A 19541-nucleotide genomic window follows, 5' to 3' on the forward strand; every position below is an offset into this window, starting at 1 on the left:
GTCCTGCCACTGTCCGGTTCCCGCCGCCCGGAGGATCTTGGAGTCATGAACACGTTCCTCGACTACCTCACCGTCCTCGCCGTGGCCGCCCTCCTCCTCGCCCCCTCCCTCTACGGCGCCTTCCACGACCGCCGCATCGACCGGCAGCTCGCCGCGGCGGCCGGCGGGGGCCGGGACGAGAAGAGCCGGGAAGCACCCAGCGGTGCTTCCCGGCTCCTCGTGCCGAACTACGGCGGCTCGGACTAGAAGTCCTCGTCCAGGTCGACCGTGCCCTCGACGGCCACCTGGTACGCCGACGGGCGGCGCTCGAAGAAGTTCGTCAGTTCCTGGACGCCCTGGAGCTCCATGAACGAGAACGGGTTCTGCGAGCCGTACACCGGCGGGAAGCCGAGGCGCACCAGGCGCTGGTCGGCGACGCACTCCAGGTACTCGCGCATCGAGTCGGTGTTCATGCCCGGCAGGCCGTCGCCGCACAGGTCACGGCCGAACTGGAGCTCGGCCTCCACGGCCTCCTTCAGCATGTCGGTGACCTGCTGCTGGAGGGCGTCGTCGAAGAGCTCCGGCTCCTCCTTGCGGACCGTGTCCACGACCTCGAAGGCGAAGTTCATGTGCATGGTCTCGTCGCGGAAGACCCAGTTGGTGCCCGTCGCCAGGCCGTGCAGCAGGCCGCGCGAGCGGAACCAGTACACGTAGGCGAAGGCGCCGTAGAAGAACAGGCCCTCGATGCACGCGGCGAAGCAGATCAGGTTCAGCAGGAAGCGGCGGCGGTCGGCGGCCGTCTCCAGCTGGTCGATCTTCTCGACCGAGTCCATCCACTTGAAGCAGAACTGCGCCTTCTCGCGGATCGACGGGATGTTCTCCACCGCGTCGAAGGCCGCCGCGCGGTCGTCCGGGTCGGGCAGGTAGGTGTCGAGCAGCGTCAGGTAGAACTGGACGTGCACGGCCTCCTCGAACAGCTGGCGCGACAGGTACAGGCGCGCCTCCGGGGAGTTGATGTGCTTGTACAGCGTCAGGACCAGGTTGTTCGCCACGATCGAGTCGCCCGTCGCGAAGAACGCGACCAGACGGCCGATCATGTGCTGCTCGGCCGGCGTCAGCTTCGCCAGGTCGGCGACGTCGGAGTGGAGGTCGACCTCCTCCACCGTCCAGGTGTTCTTGATCGCGTCCCGGTAGCGCTCGTAGAAGTCCGGGTAGCGCATCGGGCGGAGCGTGAGCTCGAAGCCCGGGTCGAGGAGGTTCTTCTTCTCGGCGGTCATTACTGGCAGGCCTCGCAGGACTCGGGGTTCTCAAGGGAGCAGGCCAGCGCCTCGGCGTCCATGGCCTGCGGCAGCTGGGTGGGGGCGGCGGCCGGGACGGCGGTGCCGGAGGCCGCGCGGGCGATCTTCGTCGCCGGGCGCGAGCGCAGGTAGTACGTGGTCTTCAGGCCCTGCTTCCAGGCGTACGCGTACATCGAGCTGAGCTTGCCGATGGTGGGCGTCTCCAGGAACAGGTTCAGCGACTGGCTCTGGTCCAGGTACGGCGTACGGGCCGCCGCCATGTCGATCAGGCCGCGCTGCGGGATCTCCCACGCCGTGCGGTACAGCTCGCGGACCTCCTCGGGGATCCAGCCGAACCCCTGGACGGAGCCGGAGGAGTCGCGCAGGGCCTCACGGGTCTGCGCGTCCCACACGCCCAGCTTCTTGAGGTCCTCCACCAGGTAGCCGTTGACCTGGAGGAACTCACCGCTGAGGGTCTCGCGCTTGAAGAGGTTGGAGACCTGCGGCTCGATGCACTCGTACACGCCCGCGATGGAGGCGATCGTCGCCGTCGGGGCGATGGCGAGGAGCAGGGAGTTGCGCATGCCGGACTTCGCGACGCGGGCGCGCAGGGCGTCCCAGCGCTCGGGCCAGTGGGCTTCCGTCTCGTAGTGGTCCGGGTGCAGGACGCCCTGGGCGGTACGGGTCTCGGCCCAGGCCGGGAGCGGGCCGCTGCGCTCGGCGAGGTCGCAGGAGGCCTCGTACGCGGCGAGCATGATCCGCTCGGAGATCTTCGTGGACAGCGCCTTGGCCTCGGCGGAGTCGAAGGGCAGGCGCAGCTTGAAGAAGACGTCCTGGAGGCCCATCGCGCCCAGGCCCACCGGACGCCACTTGGCGTTGGAGCGGCCGGCCTGCTCGGTCGGGTAGAAGTTGATGTCCACGACGCGGTCGAGGAAGGTCACGGCCGTGCGGACGGTCTCGTCCAGGCGCTCCCAGTCCATGTCCCCGTCGGCGACGAACGCGCCGAGGTTGACGGAGCCGAGGTTGCAGACGGCCGTCTCGGCGTCGTTGGTGACCTCGATGATCTCGGTGCAGAGGTTGGAGGAGTGGACCACCGTGCCGGGCAGGGCGGTCTGGTTCGCCGTCCGGTTGGAGGCGTCCTTGAAGGTCATCCAGCCCTGGCCGGTCTGCGCGAGGGTGCGCATCATGCGGCCGTAGAGGTCGCGGGCCGGCATGGTCTTCTTGGCGAGCCCGGAGGCCTCGGCCTTGGCGTAGGCGGCGTCGAACTCCTCGCCGTACAGGTCGACCAGCTCGGGGACGTCGGCGGGGGAGAACAGCGACCAGTCGGCGTCGGCGTTCACGCGGCGCATGAACTCGTCGGGGATCCAGTGGGCGAGGTTCAGGTTGTGGGTGCGGCGCTGGTCCTCGCCGGTGTTGTCGCGGAGCTCCAGGAACTCCTCGATGTCCGCGTGCCAGGTCTCCAGGTAGACGGCGGCGGCGCCCTTGCGGCGGCCGCCCTGGTTCACGGCGGCGACGGAGGCGTCGAGGGTCTTCAGGAACGGCACGATGCCGTTGGAGTGGCCGTTGGTGCCGCGGATCAGCGAACCGCGGGCGCGGATGCGGGAGTACGAGAGGCCGATGCCGCCGGCGTGCTTGGAGAGGCGGGCGACCTGGTGGTAGCGGTCGTAGATGGAGTCCAGCTCGTCCAGCGGGGAGTCGAGGAGGTAGCAGGAGGACATCTGCGGGTGCCGCGTGCCCGAGTTGAACAGGGTGGGGGAGGACGGCAGGTAGTCGAGGCGGCTCATCAGCCGGTACAGCGAGGCCACTTCCTCGACGGCGCGGACGCTCTCGTCCTCGGCCAGGCCGCAGGCCACGCGCAGCATGAAGTACTGCGGGGTCTCGATCACCTGGCGAGTGTGGGGGTGGCGCAGCAGGTAGCGGCTGTGCAGGGTGCGCAGGCCGAAGAAGCCGAAGCGGTCGTCGGCGCCCTCGGCGAGGGCGTGCTCGACCAGGGCGTTGAGGCGGGCGGCGTGGGCGGCGACGAAGTCGGCGGTGCGGTCGGCGATCAGGCCCTCGCGGTGGCCGACGGCGACGGACTCGGCGAAGGAGGTGGCGCCCTGGCCGGCGGCCTCGTCGGCCACGGCCAGCGTCAGCAGGCGGGCGGCGAGGCGGGAGTAGGCCGGGTCCTCGGAGATCAGGCCGGCCGCGGCCTCGGTGGCGAGCCCGCGCAGCTCGGCCTCGTCGGCGGCGGCGCTGCGGCCGCGCAGGGCGGCGGCGGCGATCCGGCCGGGGTCGGTGTCGGGGAGGTCGGCCGTGAGCTCGGTGAGGGTCCGCAGCAGGGCGGCTCCGGGACCTTCTGCTTCGGGGTGGTCGGACTCGGCGCGCGGTGCGGCGGGCGCGATGGTCACGGGGGAGCTCTCCCTCACTCGGCCCGGTCATCGGCGGAGCGGGGCGCGAGCGGGCGCATGCGGGCGCGCGCACAAGCGCGTTCGGCACCGCATGGCGTCCACCGGCCCAACCGCGAGGCCCGGACGAATCGACACCCCGGCTCGGTCGATCCGGGGGCACTGCCGGCAGGTCTTCGGACTCGCGGATACGCCCTCGGGCGTACGTCTCACCGTTGCGGGACAGTTCCGGATTCCCACCGGATTCCCCTGCGGCGGCAGCAGGCATGAGCATACATGTGGGGGCGACCCGATGCGGTAGCCCCCACATGTTGTGTCGGGTGCATGCGGAGCGTGTCGTCACAGCTCCAGTCGGTACGTGAGCAGGGTCAGCGTGGGGATGGGCGACCAGTCCAGTTCCGGCGTACGGACGAACCCGAGCCGCTCGTAGATCCGTTGGGCTCCGCGCATGGCCGGCTGGGTGGACAGCACCAGCGCGGTGACCCCTTCCAGGGCCAGGGCCCGTTCGGCGCAGGCCCGTACGAGCGCCTCCCCGACGCCCTGCCCGCGCGCCTCGGCGGCCACCGCGAGCATCCGGAACTCGGCGTCGTGCGGCCCGGCGACGTCGGCGAGCCGGCTGCCGGGTGCGGCGAAGGTCACCCCGCCGAGGACCACCCCGTCGCGCACGGCGACGCCGAAGTCCATGCCGTCGAGTGTGCGCCCCGTACACGCCGAGGGGCCCCGCCGGATGGCCGGCGGGGCCCCTCGGTGAGCGCTCAGCAGCAGCGGAAGCCCTCGCGGGGGTCGGCCTCGCGGGCGTCCGTGCGGGCGCGTTCGAAGGCGCGGCGGGTCAGGACCTCGGCCCCGGGGTCGTGGGAGCGGGCGTGGGCGACGTAGCGGTCGTACGCGGCCTCGCCCGAGAACTCCCGGACGTAGTACCGCGCCTTCGCCAGCGCCCCCCGGACCCCGGTCACGCGACGGGGTCCTTCACACGGCCGCCGCCCCCGTCGAGGCCGGCCGCGGCGAGCTCGGCCTTCTCCTCGGCGGTGGCGATCAGGCCCGCCGGGGCGATGATCTTCGACTCGGACCACGGGACCTCGGAGAGGCGGACCGTCTCCGGCGCGGACGCGGCCTTGAAGCAGATCCGGGCCGCGTCCACCAGGACGATGATGATCAGGACGGCGAAGAGGGCGGAGAGGATCCCGTCGACCGTGGCGTTGGTGACCACGGTCTGCATCTCGTCCAGGGTCTTGGCGGGCGGCAGCACCTTTCCGGCGTCGATGCCGGTCTGGTACTTGTCGCGCTGCGCGAAGAAGCCGATCTTCACATCGTCGGAGAAGACCTTCTGGTAGCTCGCGGTCAGGGTGACGGCCACGTCCCAGGCCAGCGGGACGCCGGTGACCCAGGCCCACTTGAGGCGGCCGGACTTGACCAGCAGCGTGGTGCACACCGCGAGGGCGACGGCGGCGAGCAGTTGGTTCGCGATGCCGAACAGCGGGAAGAGCTGGTTGATGCCGCCCAGCGGGTCCTTGACGCCGACCCACAGGAAGTAGCCCCAGCCGCCGACGACGACCGCGCTGGCCAGCCACACGCCCGGCTTCCAGCTGACGTCCTTGAAGGACTTGTGCACGTTGCCCAGGGTGTCCTGGAGCATGAAGCGGCCGACGCGGGTGCCCGCGTCCACCGTCGTCAGGATGAACAGGGCCTCGAACATGATGGCGAAGTGGTACCAGAACGCCTTCATCCCGGCCCCGCCGAACACGGAGGAGAAGATTTCCGACATCCCGAGCGCGAACGTCGGCGCGCCGCCCGTGCGCGAGAGCAGGGTGGTCTCCTCCACGTCCTTGGCGGCCTGCGCCAGGGCGTCGGGGGAGATCGCGAAGCCGAAGTGGCCGACGGCCGCCGACGCGCTCTGGACGGTGGTGCCGATGACCCCGGCGGGGGAGTTGACGCCGAAGAACAGGCCGGGTTCGATGATGCAGGCGGCGATCACGGCCATGACGGCGACGAAGGACTCGGTGAGCATCGCGCCGTAGCCGATGACCCGGATCTGGGTCTCCTTCTGGATCATCTTCGGGGTGGTGCCCGAGGCGACCAGCGAGTGGAAGCCGGACAGGGCCCCGCAGGCGATGGTGATGAAGACGAAGGGGAACATCGAACCGGCGAAGACCGGGCCGTCGCCGCGCGTGGCGAAGTCGGTCACCGACGGCATCTTCAGCGTCGGCATCGCGACGACCACGCCGACCGCCATCAGCGCGATCGTGCCGACCTTCATGAAGGTGGACAGGTAGTCGCGCGGGGCGAGCAGCAGCCACACCGGCAGGACGGAGGCGAAGAAGCCGTACCCGATCATCCAGAGGACGAGGGTCTCCTTGTCCAGGGTGAAGAAGCCGGCCCAGGAGGACTCGGCGACCCAGCCGCCCGCCACGATGGCGAGGAGCAGCAGCGCGACGCCGACGACGGAGACCTCGGTGACCCGGCCCGGCCGCAGGTAGCGCAGGTAGACGCCCATGAAGAGGGCGATCGGGATGGTCATGCCGATGGAGAAGACGCCCCAGGGGGAGTGCCCCAGCGCGTTGACGATGACCAGGCCGAGCACCGCCAGCAGGATGATCATGATGGTGAAGACGGCGAGCAGGGCGGCGGCCCCGCCGACCGGACCGATCTCGTCCCGGGCCATCTGGCCGAGCGAACGGCCGTCGCGCCGGGTGGAGAAGAACAGCGTCACCATGTCCTGGACGGCGCCGGCGAAGATGACGCCCGCGACGATCCAGATGGTGCCCGGCAGGTAGCCCATCTGGGCGGCGAGGACCGGGCCGACGAGCGGGCCGGCGCCGGCGACGGCGGCGAAGTGGTGGCCGAAGAGCACGCGGCGGTCGGTGGGGTGGAAGTCGACACCGTTGTCGAGGCGTTCGGCGGGGGTGGCCCGGGTCTTGTCCAGCTTCAGCACGCGGTTCGCGATGAACCGCGCGTAGAAGCGGTAGCCGATGGCGTACGAGCCGAGCGCGGCGGCGAGCAGCCAGGCGGCGGAGATGTCCTCACCGCGCGAGAGTGCGAGCACGCCCCAGCCGACCGCCCCGACGAGGGCCACGAGCACCCATATGGCGATCGACTGCGGGGTGGCTCTCGCCGTCGGCGTCTGTTGTGTCCTTGTTGCTCCCGGTTCCGGCATGATCCTGGTCCCCTCGTTGATCATCTGCGTAAGCGCACGGAATCTACGGGGGGTTACCGGTGGATGTCAGCCCCCGTCCGCATAGCGGTACGAGCGTCCACCGGGGTTCGGAGGGCCGTCAACCGTTGATCACACGGCAGGTCGCTGGAGACGGGCAACGAACTTATAACGGTCGCCGCGATATACCGATCGCACCCATTCGACCGGTTCGCCGTCGGCGTCCAGCGAGTGCCGCGAGAGCATCAGCATCGGCAGGCCGACGTCCGTGCCCAGCAGCCCGGCCTCGCGCGGGGTGGCGAGGGAGGTCTCGATGGTCTCCTCGGCCTCCGCGAGCCGGACGTCGTACACCTCGGCGAGGGCGGTGTAGAGGGAGGTGTACTTGGCCAGCGAACGGCGCAGCGCGGGGAAGCGCTTGGCCGACAGGTGCGTGGTCTCGATGGCCATCGGCTCGCCGCTGGCCAGGCGCAGCCGCTCGATGCGCAGCACCCGCCCGCCGGTGGCGATCTTGAGCAGTCCGGCGAGGGTGTCGTCGGCGGTCACGTAGCCGATGTCGAGGAGCTGGGAGGTCGGCTCCAGGCCCTGGGCGCGCATGTCCTCGGTGTAGGAGGAGAGTTGCAGCGGCTGGGAGACCTTGGGCTTGGCGACGAAGGTGCCCTTGCCCTGGATGCGCTCCAGCCGGCCCTCGACGACCAGCTCCTGGAGGGCCTGGCGGACGGTGGTCCGGGAGGTGTCGAACTCGGCCGCGAGCGTCCGCTCCGGCGGTACCGGAGTGCCGGGGGGTAGCGTTTCGGTCATGTCGAGCAAGTGCCGCTTGAGTCGGTAGTACTTGGGCACACGTGCCGTTCGAGTGGCCGGCCCGCCCTCCGGCTCCGTGGTCGCCCCTTCGGTGGACATCGACGCCCGCCTTCCCGACTCCAGTTTCGCTGCCGTCACCGGCTCCTCCGATATGTGCGGTCACATGGTGACACGGGCGGGAGGGCAGGCCTCCTCCCTCCCCCAGGTGTCGGTCCGATAACGGACCGAGCACCCGCTCATTAGACCCTTGACACCCCTAAAGGTCTAGGCCAAGCTCCCGGTACTGGTCTAAACCAATCTGGATCAGATCCCGGCCCCACGGGCAGTACTTGGTACGTACGTCACCGCGGCGGGCGAGGGAAGGTGCACAGCAGCAGCATCCCTGAGGAGGGTGGCGTGAAGCGCAAGCTCATTGCGGCGGTCGGTGTCGTGGGCATGATGGTCGGTGTCGCGGCGTGCGGCAACGGCGGCGACGACAAGCCGAAGTCCGACGCGTCGGGTGGCGCCAAGGAGATCACCGTCTGGGTGATGGACGGATCCGCTCCGAAGGCCTGGATCGAGCAGGTCAACAAGGAGTTCTCGGCCAAGCACCCCGGTGTGACGGTGAAGGTCGAGGAGCAGAAGTGGACGGGCATCCAGGAGAAGGTCACCACGGCCCTCTCCGAGAACACCCCGCCGGACGTCCTTGAGCTCGGCAACACGCAGACCGCCGGTTACGCGGTCACCGGCGGCCTCGCCGACCTCACCAAGGACAAGGCCACGCTCGGCGCCGACGCCTGGCAGAAGAGCATGCTCGCCTCCGCCGAGGTCGACGGCAAGCTCTACTCCGCCCCCTGGTACGCCGCCAACCGCGTCGTCGTCTACGACAAGAAGGCCTACGAGAAGGCCGGCGTCACCCCGCCGAAGACCCGCGACGAGTGGATCGCCGGCCTGGAGAAGCTGAAGGCCTCCGACCCGTCCGCGCAGCCGATCTACCTCCCCGGCCAGAGCTGGTACATCCTCGCCGGCTTCATCTGGGACGAGGGCGGCGACCTCGCCGTCAAGGACGGCGGCAAGTGGAAGGGCCAGCTCTCCACCCCGCAGGCCGCCGCGGCCATGGACTTCTACAAGAAGCTCCAGTCCTACTCCACGGCCCCCAAGGACAAGGACGAGGCCACCCCGCAGCAGTCCACCGACATCGTCCCCAAGGGCGGCGTCTCCTCCTGGATCGGTCTCGGCTGGGAGGCCGGCGGTGCCGAGAAGGCTCTGAAGGACGCGGGCAAGGAGGCCGACTTCGGCTACTTCCCGATCCCGGGCAAGACGGCCGACAAGTCCGGCACCGTCTTCCTCGGCGGCTCCAACCTCGCCGTGGCCGAGCGCTCCAAGAACAAGGAGCTCGCCAAGGAGTGGCTGGCCCTCGCCACCGGCAAGGACCAGATGACCAAGTACGCCGCCGAGGTCAAGGGCGCCCTGCTGCCCAACCAGGTCGGCGCCAACTTCACCCCCGCCGCCGGCTCCTTCGCCGAGGCCATGGCCAAGGCCGGCCTCAACGGCAAGATCACCCCGGTGACCGCGGGCTGGGCGAACGTCGAGACCGAGCCGAACCCCATCAAGGAGTTCATGACCAAGGTCCTGAAGGGTGAGGACGCCGCCAAGGCGGGCGCGGACGCGGACAAGGAAATCGCGAACCGCATCAACAAGTAACAGCCCCACCCCGCAGCACCCGCTCGACCCAGCAGTGTGAACGCACCGGGGGGTGCGGCAGGCCCCGGCCGCCTGCCGCGCCCCCGGTCGCGCATTTGACTCCACAGTCAACCGCGAGGAAGCCAAGCCATGACCGTGCACTCCCAGGGAGCGACGACCAGCGCTCCACAGGACGCACCACAGAAGTCCGCCGGACGGCCGAAGGGGCACAGCCCCGCAGCCGGCCCCCGTCCCGCGCCTCCTCGCGGGGGCGGAAAGCAGCTCCCCTCGGGGTGGCTGCCGTACCTGCTGGTGCTGCCGGCCGTGGCCAGCATGGCCCTCCTGCTGCTCTATCCGCTGATCAAGAACGTGATCCTGTCCTTCCAGGACATCAACAAGATCGAGTTCATCCAGCGGAAGTACCCGTTCGGGGGACTGGCCAACTACACCCAGCTGCTCGGCGACTCCAACTTCTGGACCGTCGTCGTCCGCAGCTTCGCCTTCACCTTCGCCAACGTCGTGCTGATCATGGTGATCGGCAGCCTCATCGGCATCCTGCTGAACCGGCTCGGCAAGTGGATGCGGCTGGTCCTGTCGATGGCGCTGGTGATGGCCTGGGCCATGCCGATCGTCGCCTCCGTCCAGGTCTTCTACTGGCTCTTCGACGAGCAGTTCGGCGTCATGAACTGGGTCATGCGCACCCTGGGCTTCTCCGGCTACGAGCAGCACAACTGGTTCGAGACCGGCCTGTCCACCCTGACGATCGTCACCCTCCTGGTGGTCTGGGGCTCCATCCCCTTCGTCGCCCTCAACATGTACGCCGGCCTCACCACGGTCGGGGCCGAGCTGTACGAGGCCGCCCGCATGGACGGCGCCAACGGGTGGCAGACCTTCTGGAAGGTCGTCTTCCCCAACCTCAAGCCCTTCTTCCTCGTCACCACGTTCCTTGAGGTGATCTGGGTCTTCAAGGCCTTCACCCAGGTCTACGCGATGAACAAGGGCGGCCCGGACCGCGCCTCCGAGATCCTCCCGGTCTTCGCCTACGTCGAGGGCCAGAGCCAGTTCCACTACGGCCTCGCCGCGGCGATCTCCGTCCTGACGATCCTCATCCTGCTGGTCGTCATGTCCTTCTACTTCCGCCTGATCCTGAAGCAGGAGGAGGAGCAGTGAGCACCACCACCGCCCCGAACGAGCCCGCCCAGCGGCTGCGCACCCGCCGGCCCCTGCGCCCCGCGACCGTCGCCAAGAACCTCGGAGCCCTGCTCCTGGCCCTGGTCTTCGTCTTCCCGGTCTACTGGATGTTCTCCTCGGCCCTCAAGCCGAACAGCGAGATCCTCACCAAGGACCCGGTCTTCGTCTTCACCCCGACGCTCGACAACTTCACCAAGGCCACCGGCGTCGAGAACTTCTGGAACTACGTCACCAACAGCCTCGTCGTCACCGTCGGCGCCGTCCTGCTGGCCCTGCTGGTGGCCCTCGCCGCGAGCTTCGCGATCGCCCGCATGAAGTTCAGGGGCCGCAAGGGCCTCGTCCTCGGCGTGATGATGGCCCAGATGGCCCCCTGGGAGGTCATGGTCATCGCGATGTACATGATCGTCCGTGACGCCGAGATGCTGAACAGCATCGGCGTGCTCACCGCGATCTACTTCGTGATGGTCCTCCCCTTCACCATCTGGACCCTGCGCGGCTTCATCGCCGCCGTCCCGGTGACCCTGGAGGAGGCCGCCCAGATCGACGGCTGCACCCGCGGCCAGGCCTTCCGCAAGGTGATCTTCCCGCTGCTGGCCCCCGGCCTGATGTCCACCTCGCTCTTCGGCTTCATCACCGCCTGGAACGAGTTCGCGATGGTCCTGATCCTCAACAAGGACAAGACCGCCCAGACCCTGCCGCTGTGGCTGACCGAGTTCAAGACCGCCTTCGGCAACGACTGGGGCGCCACCATGGCCGCGTCCTCGATTTTCGCGATCCCCGTCCTGGTGATCTTCATCTTCCTCCAGCGCAAGGCCGTCGGCGGCATGACCGCCGGCGCCGTGAAGGGATAACGGCCGTGACGATCCTCGCGCACCACACCGATACGGTGACCCGCGACGCCCTCGCGGTCCTCCAGCCCGGCTTCGAGGGCACCACCGCCCCCGCCTGGCTGCTGCGCCAGGTCGGCGAGGGCCTCACCGCCGTCGGCCTCTTCGGCCGCAACATCGCCTCGCCCGAGCAGCTCGCCGCGCTCACCGCGCAGCTGCGCCGCGAGCGGGACGACGTCCTCGTCGCCATCGACGAGGAGGGCGGCGACGTCACCCGCCTGGAGGTCCGGGACGGTTCCTCCTTCCCCGGCAACCTGGCGCTCGGCGCCGTCGACGACCCGGACCTCACCCGCGAGGTCGCCCGCGAGCTGGGCCGCCGCCTCGCCGAGTGCGGGGTCAACCTCAACTGGGCCCCGTCCGCGGACGTCAACTCCAACCCGGACAACCCGGTCATCGGGGTGCGCTCCTTCGGCGCCGACACCCGCCTCGCCGCCCGGCACACCGCCGCGTACGTCGAGGGCCTCCAGGCCGCCGGGGTCGCCGCCTGCACCAAGCACTTCCCGGGCCACGGCGACACCAACGTCGACTCGCACCACGCGCTGCCCCGCATCGACGTGGACCCGGACACCCTCCAGGCCCGCGAGCTGGTCCCCTTCAAGGCCGCCATCGAGGCCGGCACCAAGGCCGTCATGAGCGCCCACATCCTGGTGCCCGTCCTCGACCCGACCCGCCCCGCCACCCTCAGCCCGCAGATCCTCACCGGTCTGCTGCGCAAGGAGCTCGGCTACGAGGGCCTCATCGTCACCGACGGCATGGAGATGAACGCCATCGCCGGGACGTACGGCATCGAGCGGGGCTCGGTGCTCGCCATCGCGGCCGGCGCCGACGCCATCTGCGTCGGCGGGGGCCTCGCCGACGAGGCGACCGTCCTGCGTCTGCGTGACGCGCTGGTCGCCGCCGTGCGCGAGGGCGCGCTGCCCGAGGAGCGGCTCGCCGACGCCGCCGACCGGGTGCGCGCCCTCGCCGGATGGACCCTGCGGGCCCGGCCGGACGCGCAGCCGGAGGGGAGCCGCGCGTCCGGCATCGGCCTGGAGGCCGCCCGCCGCGCACTGGTCGTGTCGGGCACCCCGGCCCCCGTGGCCGCCCCGTACGTCGCCACGCTCGCACCCGTCGCGAACATCGCGGTCGGCGACGAGACCCCCTGGGGGGTGGCCGCGGAGCTGGCCGCCCTGGTCCCGGGGACCGTCTCGGACGTCTACCCCGAGGGTGCGTCCGCCGGGGACGTGCTGGCGGCCGCGGGGGACCGTACGGTCGTCGCGGTGGTCCGTGACGCGCACCGGCACCCGTGGATGGCCGAGGCGCTGGACGCCCTGGTCGCCGCGCGGCCGGACACCGTGGTGGTGGAGATGGGCGTACCGCGCGCCGAGCCGCGCGGGTCGCTGTACATCGCCACGCACGGCGCCTCCCGCGTCTGCGGGCGGGCCGCGGCCGAGGTCATCGCCGGAACCCGGTAGTCCACCGGGTACGCGAAAGGGCCGGGCCCCCGAGGAGGGGGGCCCGGCCCTTTGCCGTACCCGCTACAGGCCCTGCCAGGAGGGCTTGTTCGCGTAGGTGTGGCGGAAGTAGTCGGCCAGCTTCAGCTTGGAGGCGGCCGCCTCGTCCACGACGACGGTGGCGTGCCGGTGCAGCTGGAGCGCGGAGGCCGGGACCAGCGCGGACAGCGGGCCCTCGACGGTCTGGGCGACCGCCTCGGCCTTGCCCTCGCCGGTGGCCAGCAGGACCAGGTGGCGGGCGTCGAGGATGGTGCCGATGCCCTGGGTGATGACGTGGTGGGGCACCTGGTCTATGTCGTCCTCGAAGAACCGCGCGTTGTCCACGCGGGTCTGCTCGGTCAGCGTCTTGATGCGGGTGCGGGACGCCAGCGAGGAGCAGGGCTCGTTGAAGCCGATGTGGCCGTCGGTGCCGATGCCCAGCAGCTGGAGGTCCACGCCGCCGGCGTCGGCGAGGGCCTGGTCGTAGGCCTCGCAGGCCGCCTGGACGTCGTCGGCGGAGCCGTCGGGGCCCATGAAGGAGCCCTCGGTCAGGCCCAGGGGCTCGACGACCTCGCGGAGCACGACCGCGCGGTAGGACTCCGGGTGACCGGCGGGCAGGCCGACGTACTCGTCGAGCTGGCAGATGCGGGCCCGCGAGGCGTCGACCTCGCCGGCCCTCACCTTGGCGGCCAGGGCTTCGTAGATGGGCAGCGGGGTAGAGCCGGTCGCCACGCCGAGCAGGGCGTCGGGCTTGCGGCGGACCAGGGCGGCCATGGCCTCCGCGATGAGCTCGCCGCCTGCCTTGGCGTCCGGGACGATGACAACTTCCACTCGGGGCCTGCCGATCTGAGAGGTGTGGGCACTTGTGGTATAGACCAATCTAGCAGAGCCCGCCCGCCTGCGGCGGCCGTCCGCCACATCCATCGTCCCGCCGCCCCGGGCCCCCCGCCCGGCCGGCGGGAGTCCGGCCCGCACCCGCGACCAGCGCGCCTTCCCGTATCAGATTCCATAGCGAGCGCTATAGAATCGTCCGCATGGTGACAGGACAGCGCGGCAGGCCCCGCTCCTTCGACCGGGAAGCCGCCCTCGACAAGGCGATGCTGACCTTCTGGGAGCACGGCTACGAGGCCACGTCCATCTCCGACCTGACCCGCACCCTGGGCATCGGCGCGCCCAGCCTCTACGCGGCCTTCGGCGACAAGCGCAAGCTCTTCGACGAGGTGGTGGTGGTCTACGGCAACCGCTACGGGGACTTCGCGGCCGTCGCGCTCCGTGAGGAGCCCACCGCCGGCGCGGCCCTGGGCCGGATCCTGCGCGAGGCCGCCGAGATCTACACCGACCCCGCCCACCCGCCGGGCTGCATGGTGATCAGCGCGGCCGCCAACACCACCTCGCGGGAGGTGGCCGAGGCCCTGCGCGACCGCCGCAACGCCAACCTGGCCCTGTTCGAGAGCCGGATCAGGGCCGACGTCGCGAGCGGGGTGCTGCCCGCGGACACGGACGCGCGGGCGCTGGCCCGTTACGCCGGGGCGGTGCTCCAGGGGATGAGCCAGCAGTCGCGCGACGGGGCGACCCGGGAGGAACTGGAGGCGGTGGCGGAGCGGGCGCTGCTGGCCTGGCCGCGATGACGCGGCGCGCTCGGGCGTGATACCTCGATACCGCGATACCGCGGGGAATTCCGCACGCGTCCGGCATTTCCTCTGGGCCACGGTGCAGGACGGGACCCTCAACCCGTCCGGCACCGTAGCCCGGAGTACTTACGGCCGTCAGGTGTGCGGTTCCCGGCGGCCGGTTGGAGGCGCCGTCACGGTCAGGGCAGAACGCGCGGCCACCTCGATCCGTCCTCCTGTGCGGGGAGGGCGGAAGCTTGAGTCAATTGTGGACTAGACCAATCTGTCCTGTCCATCCAAAGCGCGCGCCTACCGGCCCGTCACTTCCTCCAACAGTACGCGGAGTGTGCCCTTCCTGGATACTCCCGAGTACCAGTCGTGGGGAAAGTCATCCTCGTACCCGGGGTACGCTCGCAATGTGCCCTCCATGAACGATCTCGTACGCCAGCACACCGCTCTCGGTGAAACCGACCTGGAGTGGCTCCACCTGCTGGTATCGGAGTGGCAGCTGCTCTCCGACCTCTCCTTCGCGGACCTCGTGCTCTGGGTCCCGACCCTCGACGGCACCCGCTACGTCTCCGTCGCGCAGATGCGGCCGAACACCGGCCCCACCTCGTACCAGGACGACATGGTCGGCCACCTCGTGCCGCGCGGCCGCCGCCCGCTGCTCGACGCCGCCCTCGACGAGGGCCGGATCGTGCGCGAGGGCGACCCCGAGTGGCGCGAGGAGGTGCCGGTCCGCGTCGAGTCGATCCCCGTCCGCCGCGAGGGCCGGGTCCTCGGCGTGATCGCGCGGAACACCAATCTGCTCACTGTGCGTACACCGAGCCGGCTGGAGCTCACCTACCTCCAGTCCGCCTCCGACCTCGCGCAGATGATCGCCGCGGGCTCCTTCCCGTTCCCCGGCCAGCAGGTCGACATGGACGCCTCCCCGCGCGTCGGCGACGGCCTGATGCGCCTCGACGCCGACGGCGTGGTGACGTACGCGTCCCCCAACGCGCTCTCCGCCTACCACCGGCTCGGCCTCGCCGCCGACCTGGTCGGCCAGCACCTGGGCACCACCACCGCCGAACTCGCCCCGTCCCGGGGCCCGGTGGACGAGGCGCTCGTCAAGCTCGCCAGCGGCTGGGCCCCGCGCGAGACCGAGGTCGAGGGCAACGGCGGGGTCATCCAGCTCCGCGCGATCCCCCTCAAGCCGAAGGGCACCCGGATCGGTTCCCTGGTCCTGTGCCGCGACGTCACCGAGCTGCGCCGTCGCGAACGTGAACTGATCACCAAGGACGCGACCATCCGGGAGATCCACCACCGGGTGAAGAACAACCTCCAGACGGTGGCCGCGCTCCTGCGGCTCCAGGCCCGCCGGATGGATTCGGAGAGCGGCCGCGAGGCGCTCAACGAGGCGGTGCGGCGCGTGGGTTCGATCGCGATCGTGCACGAGACCCTCTCCCAGAACCTGGACGAGCGGGTCGAGTTCGACGAGATCGCCGACCGCGTGATCGCGATGGTCGCCGAGATCTCGCCGGGCAAGGTGCAGTGCCGGCGCGTCGGGCGGTTCGGCATCCTGGACGCGGAGGTCGCCACTCCGCTGTCGATGGTGCTGACCGAGATCCTCCAGAACGCCCTGGAGCACGCCTTCACCCAGGGGGAGGGCGGCACGGTCGAGGTGACCGCCGCCCGCAGCGGATCGGGCCGCACCGACGGCCGGCTGCTGATCACCATCCTCGACGACGGCTGCGGCCTGCCCGAGGGCTTCGACCCGCAGCGCGCCGGCAACCTCGGGTTGCAGATCGTCCGGACCCTCGTGGAGGGCGAGCTCGGCGGCACCTTCGACATGGTCCGGGCCGAGCCGCGCGGCACCAAGGTCGTCCTGGACGTACCGGTCAGCTCACAGAAGTAGGCCCCGTCGGGCCGGTCACTCACCGTGACGGGGAAAGCACTGAGCCCCGGACCGAAGGGTGATTCGGTCCGGGGCTCAAGAGCACGTTGCTGAGCGCTATATGGGTACTACGCGCTGCGCGTCGAGGCTCGAAAGTCGTATCAGGCGCTGGCGTTGCGCGCCCGGTTGCGAGCGGCGCGGCGCTTCATGGCGCGGCGCTCGTCCTCGCTCAGGCCGCCCCAGACACCGGAGTCCTGGCCGGACTCGAGCGCCCACTGCAGGCACTGCTCCATGACGGGGCAACGGCGGCAGACGGCCTTGGCTTCCTCGATCTGCAGCAGCGCAGGACCGGTGTTGCCGATGGGGAAGAAGAGCTCGGGGTCTTCCTCGCGGCAAACGGCGTTGTGACGCCAGTCCATGGCTGCTCCATCTCCTTGTATTGCGGGCAGGTTGCTTGTGAATGTGAACGCTTTCACGAATCCCCCCGTGAGGGAAGGGCCGACGCCCAGTCGCCTGGTGCGGTCCGAAGATTCGTGGTGGGGTTCTGGCGGTCTGTGTGGGTGCCGGGTTCTGCGGGCTGTCCCGATCGCCATGTAGAGATTCGCAAACCTCGGACGGGGATACAACCCCTTCCGGAAAGTTTTTTTGGATTCGTCGGTGTCGACTAGGTCACAGCCCTAGTTCCTGGGGGTGGACCGGCGTGTAAACGTTCGACTGAAAGGACTTTGGGCTCTTCTACTCACACAATCACACGCAGTGCACGGCGAACGCCTGTGAACCGAACGCTGGTGCGCACTCCGAGGTGATCCCCGTCCATCTGAAAAGGGAGGGGAACCTTCGAATGCAAGGTGAAGTCGGTCAGATCGTGCAGAGACACGGCGTGCTTGCCGTGCGGACCGCGCTCAGGAGTCGAGGTCAGGAGCTGTGTCGCGTACCGCGCGACGGCCGGAGTTGACAAACGGTCCAGCGCCAATACGTCAAGCGCGGTATCGAACGAGGCCTCCGGCGAGGCGTAAAGGGGCCGATTCCCCAGGTACGTCCACGGGGAGGTGTTGCAGACTATCGACAGCACCAGATCCGTCACCGGATCCACGCCGGGACGCTCCAGGGTGATCGTCCCGTGCCGGCGGTTGGGCTCCTCCCAGAACTGCCGCATCAGCTGTCGTACATAAAGGGCGTGCGTCGAACGCTTGCCGCGCTCCCGCTGCTGCTCGACCCGCCCCACCACGCCCGCGTCGAAACCGAAGCCCGCGCAGAAGGTGAACCAGCGCGACGGGACCCCCTCGTCCTCCGTCCCCGGCACCCCCGCGGCCAGCCCCAGGCCCACCGTCCGCTCCCGCCGCTCCCGCAGCGCGTCCAGCAGGGCACCCGTCGCCTCGACCGAATCGTTCGGCAGCCCGAGCGCACGGGCGAAGACGTTCGTCGAACCACCCGGCACCACCGCCAGCCGCGGCAGGCGCTCCGGATCCGGGCCGTCGTGCAGCAGCCCGTTCACCACCTCGTTCACGGTGCCGTCGCCGCCCAGCGCCACCACGAGGTCCAGCCCCTCGTGCGCGGCCTTGCGCCCCAGGTCCCGGGCGTGCCCCCGGTACTCGGTGGTCACCGCCTCCAGCTTCATCTCGCTGGCCAGGGCGTGCGTCAGGACGTCGCGCGTGCGCGCACTGGTGGTCGTCGCTGCTGGGTTGGCCACGAGAAGTGCACGCATGGTCGCCAGACTACCCACCCCCGCGCACACGTCCCCTACCGACCGTCCCCGTCCGGGCCGGGCCCCCCGCGGCTACCCTGCTGGGGTGAGCAAGAAGCCGAGCCCCCGCACCCCCGCCGCGTCCACCGCCGCTCCCGCGACCCCCGCCGCCGCAGCCGCGGAGCCCGGGGCACTGCCCGGCCGGCTGACCGCCGCCGCCGCGCTGACCGCGCTGGAGGGCCTGGCCCTCGCCGGCCTCGGCGTCTACATGCTGTTCGTCGGCATCGCCGGCCACCCCGACTCCCCGCAGCAGGCCGAGACCGGCGGAGTCACCCTGCTCTCCCTCGCCGCGCTCCCGCTGATCGCGGCGCGCGGGCTGCGCTTGGGCCGCCGCTGGAGCCGCGGCCCCGCGCTGATCACCCAGCTGATGGCCCTCCCCGTCGCCTGGACCCTGTGGACCACCGGCGGCGCGATGACCGCGGCCGCCGTGGCCCTCGCCCTGGCGGCGGTGGCCGTCACCGCGCTCCTGGTGAACCCGACGGCCACCGAGGCACTGGGCATCGGGCCCGGCGACCAGGCCCGATAACCCCTCCGTCACTCCTCCACCGCTCCTGCGCTCACTCCTCCACGAGGAGCTTGTCGCGCAGCTGGGCCAGCGTGCGGGCCAGCAGCCGGGAGACGTGCATCTGGGAGATGCCGACCTCCTGCGCGATCTGCGACTGGGTCATGTTCCCGAAGAAACGCAGCAGCAGGATCCGCTTCTCCCGCGGCGGCAGCCCCTCCAGCAGCGGCTTCAGCGACTCGCGGTACTCGACGCCCTCCAGCGCCTCGTCCTCCGAGCCCAGCGTGTCCGCCACCGCCGGCGACTCGTCGTCCGTGTCCGGTACGTCCAGCGAGAGCGTGCTGTAGGCGTTGGCCGATTCCAGCCCCTCCAGCACCTCCTCCTCCGAGATCCCCAGCCGCTCGGCCAGCTCGTGCACCGTGGGGGAGCGGCCGTGCTGCTGCGACAGCTCCGCCGTCGCCGTGGTCAGCGAGAGCCGCAGCTCCTGAAGGCGCCGGGGCACCCGCACCGCCCAGCCCTTGTCACGGAAGTGGCGCTTGATCTCGCCCACCACCGTCGGGGTGGCGTACGTCGAGAACTCCACCCCCCGGTCCGGATCGAACCGGTCCACCGACTTGATCAGGCCGATGGTCGCCACCTGGGTCAGGTCGTCCAGCGGCTCACCGCGGTTGCGGAACCGCCGCGCCAGGTGCTCGACCAGCGGCAGGTGCATCCGCACCAGCCGGTTGCGCAGCTCCGCCCGCTCCGGGGACCCCTCGGGCAGCTCGCGCAGCTCGAAGAACAGGGCCCGCGCGCCACTGCGGTCCCGCGGGTCCGGCAGCGCCACGTGCGCCTCGTCCGCGGCCTCCGGGGCCTCCGGTGGCTGGGGTTGGTCGTGCTGGTTCTCGCTCATAGGGCCCGCCCGTCGCTCCGCCGAGTCCAAAAAGCCGTCTTCCGCATCCGCGTCAGCCGGGTGCGGCCGGGCGTGGTGCTGCTCCGGGATGCCGCCGTCGACCTCGTGTCTCACCCGGG

At 70.4% G+C, this 19541-nt stretch carries 17 protein-coding genes, 1 pseudogene and 1 riboswitch; of the genes and pseudogenes, 8 read left to right on the forward strand and 10 right to left on the reverse strand.

Annotated elements, in window-relative coordinates; translation table 11 throughout:
• Window positions 1-45 precede the first annotated feature (45 nt).
• A complete protein-coding gene (locus ABT403_RS29495; protein ID WP_344164827.1) occupies window positions 46-246 on the forward strand; it encodes a hypothetical protein in 201 nt (66 codons plus the stop codon).
• Here ABT403_RS29495 and ABT403_RS29500 read toward each other — a convergent pair.
• From ABT403_RS29500 to ABT403_RS29525, 6 genes and pseudogenes are all read right to left on the reverse strand, one after another.
• On the reverse strand, window positions 243-1256 hold the full coding sequence (locus tag ABT403_RS29500) for a ribonucleotide-diphosphate reductase subunit beta (RefSeq protein WP_344164829.1): 1014 nt from the start codon (window positions 1254-1256) through the stop codon (window positions 243-245). The two genes, ABT403_RS29495 and ABT403_RS29500, sit on opposite strands and share 4 nt — an antisense overlap.
• A complete protein-coding gene (locus ABT403_RS29505; RefSeq protein WP_344164832.1) occupies window positions 1256-3643 on the reverse strand; it encodes a ribonucleoside-diphosphate reductase subunit alpha in 2388 nt (795 codons plus the stop codon). The genes ABT403_RS29500 and ABT403_RS29505 overlap by 1 nt, the downstream gene beginning before the upstream one ends.
• A 147-nt stretch (window positions 3644-3790) precedes the next feature.
• Window positions 3791-3914, reverse strand: a riboswitch (cobalamin riboswitch).
• Between the two features lie 65 nt (window positions 3915-3979).
• Window positions 3980-4312 (reverse strand): annotated as a pseudogene (locus tag ABT403_RS29510) (GNAT family N-acetyltransferase); the annotation flags it as partial.
• A gap of 83 nt (window positions 4313-4395) precedes the next feature.
• Window positions 4396-4593, reverse strand: coding sequence for a CstA-like transporter-associated (seleno)protein (locus tag ABT403_RS29515; protein ID WP_344164835.1), 198 nt, complete (start codon window positions 4591-4593; stop codon window positions 4396-4398).
• Window positions 4590-6791, reverse strand: a complete 2202-nt coding sequence (locus tag ABT403_RS29520) for a carbon starvation CstA family protein (protein WP_344165874.1) — start codon at window positions 6789-6791, stop codon at window positions 4590-4592. The genes ABT403_RS29515 and ABT403_RS29520 overlap by 4 nt, the downstream gene beginning before the upstream one ends.
• A 129-nt stretch (window positions 6792-6920) precedes the next feature.
• Entirely contained in the window at window positions 6921-7685 is a 765-nt protein-coding gene (locus ABT403_RS29525) for a GntR family transcriptional regulator (RefSeq protein ID WP_045945891.1), read from the reverse strand.
• Between the two features lie 297 nt (window positions 7686-7982).
• On the opposite strand from ABT403_RS29525, the gene ABT403_RS29530 reads away from it, so the two are divergent.
• The 4 genes from ABT403_RS29530 to ABT403_RS29545 all read left to right on the forward strand — a co-directional run bounded on the left by ABT403_RS29530 (window position 7983) and on the right by ABT403_RS29545 (window position 12780).
• A complete protein-coding gene (locus tag ABT403_RS29530) occupies window positions 7983-9269 on the forward strand; it encodes an extracellular solute-binding protein (RefSeq protein ID WP_344164841.1) in 1287 nt (428 codons plus the stop codon).
• 129 nt (window positions 9270-9398) lie between these two features.
• Window positions 9399-10418, forward strand: coding sequence for a carbohydrate ABC transporter permease (locus tag ABT403_RS29535; protein ID WP_344164844.1), 1020 nt, complete (start codon window positions 9399-9401; stop codon window positions 10416-10418).
• Window positions 10419-10453: 35 nt separating this feature from the next.
• On the forward strand, window positions 10454-11290 hold the full coding sequence (locus ABT403_RS29540) for a carbohydrate ABC transporter permease (protein ID WP_344165876.1): 837 nt from the start codon (window positions 10454-10456) through the stop codon (window positions 11288-11290).
• Between the two features lie 5 nt (window positions 11291-11295).
• Complete coding sequence (locus ABT403_RS29545) at window positions 11296-12780, forward strand: glycoside hydrolase family 3 protein (protein WP_344164847.1); 1485 nt, start codon at window positions 11296-11298, stop codon at window positions 12778-12780.
• A 63-nt stretch (window positions 12781-12843) separates the two neighbouring features.
• On the opposite strand, the gene nagB is transcribed toward ABT403_RS29545, so the two are convergent.
• Entirely contained in the window at window positions 12844-13629 is a 786-nt protein-coding gene (gene nagB, locus ABT403_RS29550; protein WP_344164850.1) for a glucosamine-6-phosphate deaminase, read from the reverse strand.
• Window positions 13630-13832: 203 nt separating this feature from the next.
• On the opposite strand from nagB, the gene ABT403_RS29555 reads away from it, so the two are divergent.
• Both ABT403_RS29555 and ABT403_RS29560 read left to right on the forward strand, forming a co-directional pair.
• The gene (locus ABT403_RS29555; protein ID WP_344164853.1) at window positions 13833-14426 is read left to right on the forward strand and encodes a TetR/AcrR family transcriptional regulator; all 594 of its coding nucleotides are present in this window, start codon (window positions 13833-13835) and stop codon (window positions 14424-14426) included.
• A 409-nt stretch (window positions 14427-14835) separates the two neighbouring features.
• A complete protein-coding gene (locus ABT403_RS29560) occupies window positions 14836-16305 on the forward strand; it encodes a sensor histidine kinase (RefSeq protein WP_344164855.1) in 1470 nt (489 codons plus the stop codon).
• 140 nt (window positions 16306-16445) lie between these two features.
• Here ABT403_RS29560 and ABT403_RS29565 read toward each other — a convergent pair whose 3' ends face one another.
• Together ABT403_RS29565 and ABT403_RS29570 are read right to left on the reverse strand one after the other, a co-directional pair.
• Window positions 16446-16703 carry a WhiB family transcriptional regulator gene (locus tag ABT403_RS29565; protein WP_003953983.1) on the reverse strand — a complete coding sequence of 86 codons (258 nt, stop codon included), beginning with the start codon at window positions 16701-16703 and terminating at the stop codon, window positions 16446-16448.
• Between the two features lie 320 nt (window positions 16704-17023).
• A complete protein-coding gene (locus ABT403_RS29570; protein WP_344164860.1) occupies window positions 17024-17989 on the reverse strand; it encodes a diacylglycerol/lipid kinase family protein in 966 nt (321 codons plus the stop codon).
• A gap of 85 nt (window positions 17990-18074) precedes the next feature.
• Between ABT403_RS29570 and ABT403_RS29575 the strand changes: the two genes are divergently transcribed.
• A complete protein-coding gene (locus ABT403_RS29575) occupies window positions 18075-18554 on the forward strand; it encodes a hypothetical protein (RefSeq protein WP_344164863.1) in 480 nt (159 codons plus the stop codon).
• A 31-nt stretch (window positions 18555-18585) separates the two neighbouring features.
• Here the strand turns inward: ABT403_RS29575 and ABT403_RS29580 are convergent, their stop codons facing one another.
• On the reverse strand, window positions 18586-19536 hold the full coding sequence (locus tag ABT403_RS29580) for an RNA polymerase sigma factor SigF (protein ID WP_344164866.1): 951 nt from the start codon (window positions 19534-19536) through the stop codon (window positions 18586-18588).
• Window positions 19537-19541: the final 5 nt, after the last annotated feature.

It is taken from the genome of Streptomyces sp. NPDC000075, assembly GCF_040301925.1.
In the GTDB taxonomy this organism is placed as follows: Bacteria; Actinomycetota; Actinomycetes; order Streptomycetales; family Streptomycetaceae; genus Streptomyces; species Streptomyces polychromogenes.